Origin of the sequence: Desulfitobacterium hafniense DCB-2 (genome assembly GCF_000021925.1) — a bacterium.
Classification (GTDB): Bacteria; Bacillota; Desulfitobacteriia; order Desulfitobacteriales; family Desulfitobacteriaceae; genus Desulfitobacterium; species Desulfitobacterium hafniense.
On record NC_011830.1, the window covers coordinates 2197688 to 2210236 of the forward strand.

At 47.7% G+C, this 12549-nt stretch carries 10 protein-coding genes; 5 read left to right on the forward strand and 5 right to left on the reverse strand.

Annotated features, from left to right (window positions below):
- Nucleotides 1-14: 14 nt before the first annotated feature.
- The 3 genes from DHAF_RS10135 (at nucleotide 15) to DHAF_RS10145 (ending at nucleotide 2954) form a co-directional block, all read left to right on the forward strand.
- Nucleotides 15-935 (forward strand): LysR family transcriptional regulator, encoded by a 921-nt coding sequence (locus tag DHAF_RS10135; protein WP_015943804.1) that lies wholly within the window; start codon nucleotides 15-17, stop codon nucleotides 933-935.
- Between the two features lie 225 nt (nucleotides 936-1160).
- Nucleotides 1161-2066 carry a DMT family transporter gene (locus DHAF_RS10140; RefSeq protein ID WP_015943805.1) on the forward strand — a complete coding sequence of 302 codons (906 nt, stop codon included), beginning with the start codon at nucleotides 1161-1163 and terminating at the stop codon, nucleotides 2064-2066.
- 363 nt (nucleotides 2067-2429) lie between these two features.
- Entirely contained in the window at nucleotides 2430-2954 is a 525-nt protein-coding gene (locus tag DHAF_RS10145) for a cysteine hydrolase family protein (RefSeq protein ID WP_015943806.1), read from the forward strand.
- On the opposite strand, the gene DHAF_RS10150 is transcribed toward DHAF_RS10145, so the two are convergent.
- The 3 genes from DHAF_RS10150 to DHAF_RS10160 are packed head-to-tail and all read right to left on the reverse strand — an operon-like array spanning nucleotide 2936 to nucleotide 6416.
- Complete coding sequence (locus DHAF_RS10150; protein WP_015943807.1) at nucleotides 2936-4405, reverse strand: vWA domain-containing protein; 1470 nt, start codon at nucleotides 4403-4405, stop codon at nucleotides 2936-2938. The genes DHAF_RS10145 and DHAF_RS10150 overlap by 19 nt on opposite strands.
- A gap of 5 nt (nucleotides 4406-4410) precedes the next feature.
- Nucleotides 4411-5601 carry an ATP-binding protein gene (locus DHAF_RS10155; RefSeq protein WP_015943808.1) on the reverse strand — a complete coding sequence of 397 codons (1191 nt, stop codon included), beginning with the start codon at nucleotides 5599-5601 and terminating at the stop codon, nucleotides 4411-4413.
- A gap of 14 nt (nucleotides 5602-5615) precedes the next feature.
- Nucleotides 5616-6416 carry a hypothetical protein gene (locus DHAF_RS10160; RefSeq protein ID WP_005814027.1) on the reverse strand — a complete coding sequence of 267 codons (801 nt, stop codon included), beginning with the start codon at nucleotides 6414-6416 and terminating at the stop codon, nucleotides 5616-5618.
- A 299-nt stretch (nucleotides 6417-6715) separates the two neighbouring features.
- Here DHAF_RS10160 and DHAF_RS10165 point away from each other — a divergent pair, with 299 nt between their 5' ends.
- The gene (locus tag DHAF_RS10165; protein ID WP_018305291.1) at nucleotides 6716-7372 is read left to right on the forward strand and encodes a GntR family transcriptional regulator; all 657 of its coding nucleotides are present in this window, start codon (nucleotides 6716-6718) and stop codon (nucleotides 7370-7372) included.
- Nucleotides 7373-7760: 388 nt separating this feature from the next.
- Here DHAF_RS10165 and DHAF_RS10170 read toward each other — a convergent pair whose 3' ends face one another.
- A complete protein-coding gene (locus DHAF_RS10170; protein WP_242659966.1) occupies nucleotides 7761-8384 on the reverse strand; it encodes a cytochrome c3 family protein in 624 nt (207 codons plus the stop codon).
- Between the two features lie 13 nt (nucleotides 8385-8397).
- Complete coding sequence (locus DHAF_RS10175) at nucleotides 8398-10113, reverse strand: FAD-binding protein (RefSeq protein WP_015943810.1); 1716 nt, start codon at nucleotides 10111-10113, stop codon at nucleotides 8398-8400.
- A gap of 392 nt (nucleotides 10114-10505) precedes the next feature.
- Here DHAF_RS10175 and DHAF_RS10180 point away from each other — a divergent pair, with 392 nt between their 5' ends.
- On the forward strand, nucleotides 10506-12311 hold the full coding sequence (locus tag DHAF_RS10180) for a sigma-54 interaction domain-containing protein (protein ID WP_015943811.1): 1806 nt from the start codon (nucleotides 10506-10508) through the stop codon (nucleotides 12309-12311).
- The last annotated feature ends 238 nt before the right edge of the window (nucleotides 12312-12549 follow it).

Consider the following 12549-nt stretch of genomic DNA (forward strand, 5'->3'; position numbering starts at 1 on the left):
AAGGAGCGATCATTATGAAGCTGGAACAGTTGCATTATTTAAAAGAAGCGATTCGTTACCGATCCTTGTCTATTGCAGCACGGGAGAACTTTATCTCTCAGCCTTCCTTCAGCGCAGCCATTACCGGTTTAGAAAAAGAACTGGGTGTCAAGCTTTTAAACCGTTCCAACCGTGGCTGCACCCCCACGGATATCTGTATGGAAATTATGGATAGAGCAGATACAATATTTGCCATGGTTGAAGAAATTGAACTGCTGGCCAGCAATAGTTCATATTGTGAGACCATTAATATTGCCGTCGTGTTGAGTATCTGCGAAGAAATCCTGCCTCAGGTGCTTTTGGAGATGGAGGCTGACAAAGTATTTTGTAAGGTAGCTGTGGCATCTTTAGAGGGTGAAGCGATCTATCCCCGTGTTGCCTCAGGGAGTTCGGTTTTAGGGATAGTAGCCTACATCCCCAAATTGCTCACAGCCGATCTCAAGTACACCCCCCTCTTTGAAGATGAGTATGTACTCTATATTGGTCAGCATTCTCCTTTTTGGGAGCAAGGGAGCGTGTCCTTGGAGCAAATGCTGAGTCAGCCTTATATTGCACTGGGGGATGACTTCGCTACCCCGAACAGTGATTGGGCTAAGGATATTCTGGCTTTCTCCATGCCCAAGGTGGAATCCCAGGTCAGCAATTTAAACACCTTGAAAAAGATGATCATCAACGGCCCCTATGTGTCACTTCTCCCGCGCTTTATGGTGGCCGACGATATCTATGTTAAACATAATTTGATGAAGCCGGTGCGGATTGACGATATTTATTTAGCGGCTCAGTTTGGTTACATTGAGAATACCCGCTATAAGCTGACCAAAAATTACACTGTTTTTTTGGATTACTTCAGGAAGATCCTGACCAGACTGGGATACACCGTCTATAAAACGGTTTAACCTTCAGACCGCTTTTACGGGTCTGCCGATTCTCCGCCGAGCCGAGCCTGCTTTAGGCTGGGCTTGTTTCATGTGATAACTAGCTCAAGGTTTTGCCGATATCCCTTCCCTGAAAAACGATACAGACAAAATGGATAGGGTAAGATACCATATCCATTGTAAGGTGCTTTGTAAGGTTTTTCTCTTTTAGTTCCCCCATTATTCGATGAAAGGCAGAGCGTATATATGAAATATAAACCTGAGCTGGGTATACTCATCGTAACCATTCTGTGGGGGGCCAGCTTTGCCGTCAGTAAGCTGATCATGGCGGACATTACCCCTAATTACTATACCTTTTTGCGCTTTGCCGGAGCTTTTCTTGTCTTAGCGCTCTGCTTCCATAAGCGCCTGAGGCATATTCCGAAGCAAACCCTGCAGGCAGGGGTGATCATTGGTTTAGCCATAGCCTGTGGTTATGTTTTGCAGACCATGGGTCTCAATTACACGTCGGCCTCCAAAGCCGGCTTTTTGGCGGGACTCTATGTGGTATTGGTACCGGTTATGGAATCTTTTTTGTGCAAGACTCTGCCAAGATACAATATGATCCTTGGGGTGTTCCTGGCTACCGCAGGCCTTGCCCTGTTAAGCCTGGAAAGAGATTTTACCATCGGCTTTGGTGACCTCCTGGTTTTTGTAGGAGCCGTTTTCTTTGCTGTCAGTATGGTTTTAATCAGCCGCTTTGCCAGCAAACATGATCCGATGGTCCTGGCCATTATCCAAATTGGCGTCACAGCACTTTTTTCCCTGGTCCTGGCTATGTTCACCGAACCCGGATTGTCTCCAGCCCAATTTACACCCGCCTTGCTGGGGTTGGTTCTTTTCGCTATTCTTTTTGGCACGGCGGTCAATACTGCTGTACAGAATTGGGCTCAGGGCTATTTAACAGCCACGACGGCAGCGTTGATCTTCGTTTTGGAGCCGGTATTCGCCGGCGTTTTTGGCTGGCTCCTTGTCGGTGATGTGATCGGGATGAAGCAAATCTCAGGCAGCGCCTTGATCATTAGCGGGATGCTGGTCACCCTGCTGCTCAAGCCGGGCCAGCGTCCGCAGGGTAAAACCGGCCATGAGGCTCAACTGTCCGGCCGCTCCTGATCCAGCATGGAAAATCTGCTGTTTGCACATCACTCATCTTCAGGGTATATCTTTGACTTCCATCTTCTTCAGCTTCTTTAACGCACCATAAGGTTTGGCTAAGGAAAGCTCTTTTCCTCTCCCGGATAGGATCCAGAGGGTCTTATGCCTCCGGGGGATGGTCTGGGGCTTTTCTTGATCTTGGTCAGCGGTTTTTGAGTTTAAGGAAAAAGGGGTGTTGAGCGGACTTAAATTGGATTAAGTATTTTAAAGTGGGGCACTCAGGGGAAGAGGCAAGATGGTATAATGGGCTTGTCAGAGCTTGCAAATACTTTTGCGAAAAAGTAATCTTAGAAAAAGTAATGAATAGGGAGGAGTTAAAGAATGAAGGTTCTAATAGTAATTGACATGCAGAATGATTTTATTGATGGAGCCCTTGGTACGGAGGAAGCGGTAAACATCGTTGATAAAGTGAAAGAGAAGATTGACAGCTATTTAGCTGCCGGTGACACAGTCATTTATACCCAGGACACCCATACTGAGGCCTACCTTCAGACCCAGGAAGGGCAAAGGCTGCCTGTCGAGCATTGCATAAAAGGGACTCCCGGCTGGGCAATCTCCCCAAGGGTGTATGTAAGCGGCTGCCAGGTGATTGAAAAGCCTTCTTTCGGTTCAATCGAGCTTGCTGAATTGATGGCAGGGATGAAGGAAATACAGTCTATCGAGCTGATCGGCCTTTGTACGGATATCTGTGTTATTGCCAATGCCATGATTTTGAAAGCAAAAATGCCGGAGATTCCAATTGTTGTTGACTCATCCTGTTGTGCAGGTGCGACTTTGGCAGGGCATCAAAATGCCCTGCAGGCAATGAAGATCTGTCAGATTGAGGTTCAATCCAACCGCTCCTGATCCTGCATAGAGAACCCTTCCGTCTTCACATCACTCATCTTCAGGGTATCATCTTTGACTGCCATCTGCTTCAGCTTCTTCACCGCGCCATAAGGTTTGGCTAAGGAAAGCTCTTTCCCTCTCCCGGAAATGACCCAGAGGGTCTTATATCCCCGGGGGATGGTCTGGAGCTTTTCTTCACCTTGGCCATCGGTAAAATAGATTAATAAGTTGATCTTATGCTCATTAGCATACTCAAAAACCGGGGTAAAGCGGGTGCCGCCGCGGATTTTGAGCCGCTCCTGAACATCCCGGACCGTTTTAATCTTATATGTCCGCCTGATTTCACTGTCGCATTCCACGATGATGATTTCATGATTGTAATTCTTCACCATGGCCAGAACTTCTTTGATGGCTTGGTTAAATTCCTGATCGCTGATGCTGCCGCTGATATCCAGGGCGACGAGAATTTTGGCTTGATGACTTCTCAGTTGGCCTCTTAAATCCAAGCGTTCAGGCTGTCTTCTATTGCGGCGGGTGACCGTTTTTTTAATGTCGCTGGGAACCGTTCCCATCAACCGTTTAAGATAGAGATTCCAGGGCAGCTCTCCCTGGCTGTTTCTCAAGGAGGAGAGCATGTTTTCCAGATAACCGGGAAGGCTGCCTTTCTGGGCATGAGCGATAAACTTCTCTGTAAATTCCTGAAGGGTTTGTTCATCGGCAGCACTGGACTCTTGCCAAAGGTCATGGGTTCTCTCCGGATCATAAGCTGTTTTTATTTGACTTTCATCATTGTTCTGATCAGGTTCCTTGGGCTTTTCAGCATCCTTAGACTTATCAGACTCATTCGCCTCATCCCCATCCCGTTGATCTTCCGCAGCCTCATCAGCGGCCAGCAAGTCCAGGGCGGCTTGAATCTCCTCCACGTAATATTCGAAAGGCTTAAAAGGGAGGAGCTTTAAAGCATAATGGACATTAACCCATTCCAAGGTAACGGAATAGGGAGGAAGATAATCCAAATAGGTATTGACCACGATATTCATGGCCATATTGATGGCTAAAGTGCTGTAGCGGCCTTGCAGTGCCTTGGCCCGCCATAAATGCCCGGAGAGGATATGGAGTATTTCATGCTTGATGGTGCTTGCCATCTGCTGGAGATTGAGATTCAGGAAAAGCATGGGGTTAAAATGGATCACATAGTGTGCCCCTTGGAAATTCACGCCTGTAGGGCTGGTGATATCAAAGCGGATTTCCCGGGACATTTGCATTAAAAAATAGCTGTAGAAATTGTCCTTATCTTCCAGCAGACTGAGATTGACTTGATCCACAAGGCTGAAGAACTCATCCTTGAATTCCTGGGGAATGTGAATGACCGCCTGATGTCCCTGGCGTTGGGAGCGATAAAATTCCTCCATAATCAGGGTTGCTTGTGCATAAAGCTCCTGAACCTGGTTCTCAAATTCACTCATCATAAGGATCACCTGAGGGAACCATAGGATTCGAAATAGGAATCAACAAAGCCTTCATTTTCAATGGCTTGCCGATAGATTTCCGGGTAGCTGCTTCTAATATCCTTCATAATGCCGATCTTTAAATCTACTGGGTAAAGTTTTAAAAACGCCACCAGTCTATCCATAGAGGACTGGGCATGGTCAGGAGCATTGGCGGGAGTCTTGCTAAGATGAGATTCCAGGGTTTGGAGAATATTCCTGGCGGAGAGATAAAGCCGGGTATGGCTTTCTTCTTTGACCTTGTCCCGGAGAGATTCCGGCAGGGAAGTCCCGGAAAAAATGTCGTCATAAGCGATGAGAGGGGAATAATCGGCTTCGGCAAAGTTGACAAATTCCTCGGCGATTACCCGTCCCACATTGCCTTTGACTACATTCAAGAACACGGAGCGGGGAATGGAGTCCTTGTTCTCCTGATAGATCTTATAACTGCTGGATATCCGCTCATAGCTGCGTGGGGTGGCCCTGAGATCATCTTCGTTGATCTTGTGCAGATAGTCAGGGAAGGTGGAAATAAATTCAATCACCTTGGGCTCAATTCCGGCCCCGATGGCCCAATCGATCCACTGTTTATGATCAGGCTTCATGAAAAGCCAGACAAAGCGGTTTTCCTGGGCGGCATCCATATCCACCACCTGATAATCGAAATCTGAGCCGTATTTGCTGGAAGGATTCATGGCGGCCAGGATTTTAACTCCTTCAGGTAAGATATAGCCGTTGATTTCCCGGTTAAGGATGAGATTCATCAGTTCCTGCTGGACCGTATGTTCACAGCGGTTGATCTCGTCAATAAACAAGAGGACGGTTTGGCCACGCGCGATGGCTTCGTCGATCTCCCGCAGTTTATGATGAACGGCATAGACCGTGCTTTTCTTTTCCTGGAGAATGCCCTGCTCATTTCCAACGGTTTTTGCTGCTGTTGCGGCCAGGGGATTAACCGCCTCAGGCCCGCTAAAGACGTAGGATTCTATGGTTGGCAGGCCGCCGATTTCACCTTCTTTGAGGAGATTTCCGTTGATAATCACCAGGCTCCACTGGTTTTGCTGAGCCAGTTCCTTGGCTAAGGCTGTTTTGCCGATGCCGCTTTCCCCGATGATCAAAGGGACCTCTCCCGTGGCCAGAACTAAGTCAACACTTTTTAAGGTGTCGGTGTAATTCATAAGTGCTCCATCTCCTATATCTTCAGTTTTTCATCTACAGCTACTTTTTTTGCTTTTCTACTGCCATAGTGATAAATAAACATGATCTTATCCAGGGACATCTGGCCGCTGTTTTTGTGGATGGTACTGGAATTGAGAAAATCCCGTACATATTTTTCATCAACATCTTCCTGGCCCAAAGTCTCCTTGAGGACTTGTTCCAGTTCGGCCTTGGTGATGTCGTTCCGCACATATTTAATCACGAGAAAATTGACGCCCAGGAATTGAAGGATTTTTTCTTTGCTCAAATCCTTGACAAAGGCGATAGCGCTTTCATGATTTCTGATCGCCAGCAGCTCAGCCTGGGGAGTGGGAGAATCAATATATCTTAAAGCGTCATAGTTGATGCGGACAGCTTCCTCCTGGGCCTTGGGGCAAGGGTCTTTGATGAATTTGATCGAGTCGTAATGCCTGCGCACTGCCAGGAGCTGCAGTTCTTCACTGGGATGCTTAACGTACTTAATCGCCCAGCCGGCTTGAGTGATAGCCAATTTGATGATGGTTTCACTGGGGTGTTGAAGATACTCTAAATTAACCCAGCTATCCTGGATGGCCTTGTTCATCATCTCTTCCGTAGGGTTATCGATAAATTGAATGGCCCGGCTGTTATTGGCCAGGGCCAGCTCCTGCATCTCCGGGGTGGGATGCTCAATATGCTTCAAGGCCAGGCCGTTTTTCTGCACGGCCAATAACTTTAACTCATCACTGGGATTGGGGATATAGACCAGGGCATTGGGGTTAGTCTTAATGAGGTCGATTAGCTTTGCTTTATCCATTGTCTGATGTTCCTTCTATGGTTATTTTAGGGTGGCTGGTATCATGATTGCGGTTTAAGAGGATAGGGTTTAAATAAAGCTCAATAATATGATTATACTACCGGATTGAAAAAGGATCTAGATAAGCAAAAAGCGGATTGGACGGGCAACTATATGAGTAAATAATTATCTCAAGATGGATCCTAAAGGAAATCTTAAGATGAATTAGTTATATAAAAGAAGTTGGAATAACGCCATTAATCATATATAATATATTGCATAGCTTTTAATTGATGAATTGAGGTGGAAAAATGCCAATTATGAATACGCAAATTAATTGGAGAACAAAAACCGAAATGATCTATAGCACCCTTCGGGAAGCTATTGTATCCGGCGATATTAAAACCGGTGAGAAAATTGTTCTGAGTAAAGTGGCCAGCGACCTCGGCGTAAGCCCGAGTCCGGTTCGCGAAGCCATCAAGCAATTAGCGGCGGAAGGATTAATCGATCTGACCGCTCATACTGAAGCTGTGGTCAGCCGTTTGTCAGAAAAAGATTTTCGCGAGTTCACTGAAATAAGGGTTATCCTGGAGTCTGAGGCGACAAAATGTGCAACGAAACAAGTAACTCCGGAATTTATAGCAAAACTCGAAGATATTTTGGCAAAAATGCAGGAATGCGTGGATCAGGAAGATTCGAAGCGTTATGGTGTATTGAACCGTGAATTTCATGAGACGATTTATGAATCTTGCGGCAATGAGCAGCTGACAAAGCTGATTGACTCTATTACTGTCAGGACGGACCGGGCGCGGGCGGTTTTCAGCTATGACTACTCACGCTTGATGGAATCCTTTCAGGAGCATCAGGATATTGTTGAGGCGATCAAAGCCGGCCAGGCAGAGAAGGCGGGGGATATCGTTGCCACTCAAACCCGGGCAGGTTTGGAATCGTATTTAAAACATTCTCTTAATCAGTAGGAAAATTAAAAGAGGGAAACCTTTAGAGGCTTATTCTAAGATTGCCGTCTGGTATCTTGGAATAAGCCTCTTTTATCCGTCAGATTATCCAGAGTGCCAGTGGTATCGGTAAAATGTTGAAGGCCAATGAGGCTAGACAAAAAATGGGCTGAACCTTTGTGGTATCTCCACAAAGGAAGCTTCCTGAGTCCTTGGATAATTATGAATTCCGGATAGCTGTTTACTTTGTGTTTACTTTGCCTTAAAGGTATACGATTTATTTAAAGATACACCGGACTAAATTAAGCTTTGCAGAAATCACCAAAGCGCATCTGCAGCGTTGTTAGAGCACGAGAGACTGCGAGAGCACGAGAGTCCGTGTGGGACCCCGTGCTCTAGGGCGCTTAGATCAATCGTGACAGGTGTAGCATGTGAAAACCTTTTCGTGATGGCAGCTTATACAAAGATCCTGCGCAGTTTTCTCCACTGCTTCAGCGGTATGCATCTTATGGCAGCTAACACAGGAAATGATAGCGTGGTCGCTGGTTTCGGGCAGTGCATGCGGATTGACAACCGTACCTTTGGCATCGGTAAGAACAGTTGTGCCGGCTGATTTTTGCGCAAGGCTCTCAAGGTTTTCGTGGCAGTTCAGGCAGGTAGCCTGTTCAACCTTCGTTGACCTCAGTCGGATCGGTGTCTTTGAGGCGCTCGTTACCTCTTTGTGAACGGTGGAAAGGGCGCTGTCCGTATGGCAGGTCGAGCAGGGGAGGGTGGAATGAACCCCTGCCTTTGTGGTGGCATCGGCAAAGGAATTGTGTTCCTTTTGGTGACACACGCTGCAATCAGCATTGGTCTCCCAGGTGAACGAGACAGCATACGGGTCATTCGCCGGAGCTTCCGGGGAGTTGCCCTTGGCGCCTGTTTCGGTGCTGGGCACACAGCCGAAGACGAGGGCAGTCAGGGCAAACAGCATGATCACAATCATAACCACGCCGATGGTCTTGGTAGCAGGTACTTTCTTTACAGATGTCATCTTCATGGGGACCCTACTCCTCATGTGCAATGGTCATGCCGGCAATGCGCCCAAACACGATGGGTTTGGCCAGGCCGATGAGATCCATGTTGCCCGCGCTTTCGCCGGCAGCATATAGGCCGGGGATGGGCTCCAGATCCCAGTCGACCACCTGAGCCTTGGCGTTGATGGTCACGCCGCCCAGGGTGTTGTGCTTCTGGATCCCCCATTTAACAGCGTGGAAGGGTGGGGCAGCGATCTTAGCGTTAAGGTGTCTCTTCGCAAAATCTTCATCCGCACCTTTGTCCACGAGCTCGTTATAGCGGGTCACTGAGGCCACCAAAGCATCGGCAGGCACTTTAATGGCGGCTGCCAGCTCTTCAAGTGTGTCGGCGGTGCCGTACATGAAGTCCTCGACGGTCTCACCGACAATGAACTTAAGTTCTTGTTTGGCCCGGGAGGCCTCGTCGAGAATAATCCAGACCACCGGGCCGTCCTTATCCGTGGTCTGGGCGGCGCAAAGCTGAGCGAAATAGAAAGGTTTCGAGCCGCCTACCCAGGCCGGGTTGTCTTCGCCGATCTCTTCATTCATAAAGCGCTTACCCTCGGTGTTGACGTATATGCACTCACTGTCGAGAGGTTCGGCGGTGCCGGGCAGGCCGAAGGGCATTTTGATGCTGTGCCAGAGTGTGCCGGGGTGGCGGTGCCAGCCGTGCCAGTCGCTGCCGCGGTCAGTGGACAGCGATGCTCCGGCGTCGAGGGCAGCTTCGATGCCGTTGCCGTCATTCCACACATAGGGCTCGCCGCTGATATGCGGGTATTTGGTGAGCCAGGGGAGGAAGAGCTGTTTGAGTTTCGTGGAGCCCTTCCAGCTGCCGGTGCCGAGGAAGACAGCTTTGTTGCCTTTCATGCGGACGGTCTTGCCGTCAAGGGTGGCCTCGATACCGATGACGCGGCCGGCACGGTCGCCCTCGGCACGCAGGATCTTGGTCATCTTGCAGCTCAGGATAAACTGGGCGCCGTTGTCCACCGCCGTGTCATAGATCGGCCAGCACAGACCGGCGCCGCCTGCCTGCATGTCGCCGTCTTTGCCATTCTCGCGATCCACGAGACGGGGGCTTGTGGTAGTGTAGTAGCGCGAACCGCGATAGACTGCCGCCATCTGACTGACATTGGCCTTAATAAATGGAACGCCCATAATGTCGAGCCAGTTCCAGGTGTCCAGGCTGTTGTCCGCGAAAGCACGGGCCATGCCCTCGCCATCTTCAGCGCCTGAGATTTTGCGCCATTGGCCCATCTCCACTTCGCGGCCATCCACGGTCTCAACGACCATGGTCTTGTCGGTACGCAGGTTGGGGACGGTGCGGTCCTCATAGATAATTTCCGCTGTTTCCTCGAAACCGGCTGCGATCTGCATCCGGGTGCCGCCGCCGATACCCAGGTTGCCGCCCGCCAGGATGCCCTTGCCGCCTATCTTGTCATTGGAATCAATGGCGATGACGCTCACCCCGGCTTCGGCTGCCGCCGCTGCGCAGGCGAGGCCGGCCGGGCCCGTACCGCAGACGATGACGTCGGCCTCATAATCCCACGCCTCACCAGCCGGAGCTGGAGTATCTTTTGCTGCACCTTCCGAGCATCCGGCTAAGAGACCTGTACCAAGAACAGCACCTCCTGCAAGTATACCGGTATTGCGTAAAAAATCTCTTCGGGAAAGGTTTTTACTATTGGTTTTCCCATCTTTTTCTGACATCTTTTAGCCTCCTTAATAATAAAAAATAGGATGATAATAACAAAAAATGGAGTTAATAATGGTGTTCGTGATTGTTTTATGATATTGTGAAAAAGTACGATATATGGTGAAATAAGACGATATCACCTCCAGTTGTATTTTTACAATAAATCATCACGCCCCCTTTCCGTCTCGTTAAATATGCAAAACCTGTGCCACATATTTAACGAGACGGATTTTGAGGCGGATTCAGGGCTCTGCGCCGAGATGCAGTTAAGATATATGATGAACGAAGTGTGGCAAAAAGTACAAACCTCGCTTGTGAAAGTAGTAATTGTCACATGAATGACTGTAGTATGCTATAATATTTGGAAATATTTTGTAAAATATTGGAGAAAAGGAGTAAGAAAATTATGCAGATGTATGATTTATTACAGATGATCCAATCCGGCGAAGTCAATTCCCGATATTTTACCAAGGTGAACGATCAATGGAACCGTTTTCAGGAAGGCCGGGAAGTAGACAACTCTGTCGTTCCCCAGGAATATCTCGATTCTTGGAAACGATGCAGAGCTTACGGGCTTGATCCTTATGACCTAACACTCTCCGTCGTGGAAAACCCAAAGCAGAAAGAGTTTTTCCTGAATACCGTGAAGAAATATGAGTTTTATCTGCAAAGCGTCTTTGAAATTTTTGATTTAAGTGACTTTTTATTTAAACTGCAGACCAGAGACGGAATCTGCCAGCTTCTGGGCCAGTCCACACTTACTTTAATGGATTGTTCGGAGAAGAACAGTGGAACAACCAGCTCCAGCATCGTCCTTTACGAAGATAAACCCGCTGTCATATTTCAGCCTTTTTATTACCGCCAGACCTATGTCAGGAAAAATTTCGGAGAAATACACGGGGCCTCGGCGCCAATTCATAATGAAAAAAATGAGTTGATCGGGGATGTAGTTCTTTTGTATCATTATCCGGAATTAAGCCTGCAGGCGTTTCATATGGTTTCCTTGATTGCCAAAATATTCGACTATCTATACTGGCCGCTTGCGTTCGGGCATGAAAGACAACTGGAGCAGATTATGAATTGCCTTCCGCAAGGGATAGCCCTGGGCAGCAAAAAAGAAACGATCAATTTTTGTAATGAAAAAATGGTGGATCTATTTGAAATCAGAAAAAAACAGAATACCGGGCAGGGACGGAAAAAATCCCTGCCGGTATTCATGAAAGCCCAAAATGATCTGTATACATTCAATCATATTAAAGGAAAAAGCCCTTTAATTCAGAAAGCAAAAAATACAGCCGAGAAAATCGCGGATACGTATGTGCCGGTTATGATTTATGGAGAAAGCGGAACAGGCAAGGAAATGTTTGCTCAGGCGATTCATAACGCAAGCAGCCGCAGCGGCGGTCCGTTTATCGCGATAAACTGCGGGGCGATCCCGGGAGAACTGGTGGAAAGTGAGCTTTTTGGCTATGAGGAAGGAGCTTTCACGGGTGCTTCGAAAGGCGGCAAGGTCGGAAAAATAGAAGCTGCGTCAGGAGGGACACTTTTTCTGGACGAAATTGAAAGTATGCCATTGAAGGACCAGATTAAACTCCTGAGAGTCTTGTCAACCGGAAAAGTCCAGAAGATCGGAAGCACGAAAGAAGTTCCAGTCAATGTGCGCTTGATTTCCGCTACCAAAACCGATTTACTGCAGCAGGCTGATGAAAGCTTATTCCGTGAGGACCTGTACTATCGTATCAGCACTTTCATAGTTGAGCTTCCGCCGCTCAGAGAACGCAAGGAAGATATAATACTCCTGGCTGAAGAATTCATTCAACGGCTGGAGAAAAGATATTCCCGCTCTTCTATTGAAATGGACTGGTCATTTATCAATGCCCTGCTCAGTTATAAATGGCGGGGCAATGTGCGTGAGCTGGAGCATGCCATGGAGCACGCGGTAATCATGCTCGATAAGCAGTCTTCACTTTTGCTTGAACATTTACCTGAGAAAATACAGGATTACTACCTGAATAACACCACCGAAGAGATCGTAGAGGAAGCTATGGAACATGAAAACAAATTCGGACTGCTGGCTCTGGCTGAACAAAAAATGATTGAACGGGTGCTGGACTCTGTGGATGGCAATATCAGCGCGGCCGCAGAACAGCTGGGGATTAACCGCCGGACCATCTATCGAAAGCTGCAGCGCAAAGAGACCTTGGACTCATAATTCGGGTAATCAGCTATCTCCAAATGCAGCTTAATGAATCGTACTTAAACATTCTCTTAATCAGTAGGAAAATTAAAAGAGGGAAACCTTTAGAGGCTTATGCTAAGATTGCCGGCGGTATCTTGGAATAAGCCTTTTTTTGGAATAAGCTTTTTGCATATCAGGCCTGACAGCCGTTTTCTGAAAGGTTGCATTTTTTCGAATTTTACGTTGACAAAGAGCATAAACCAATATATCA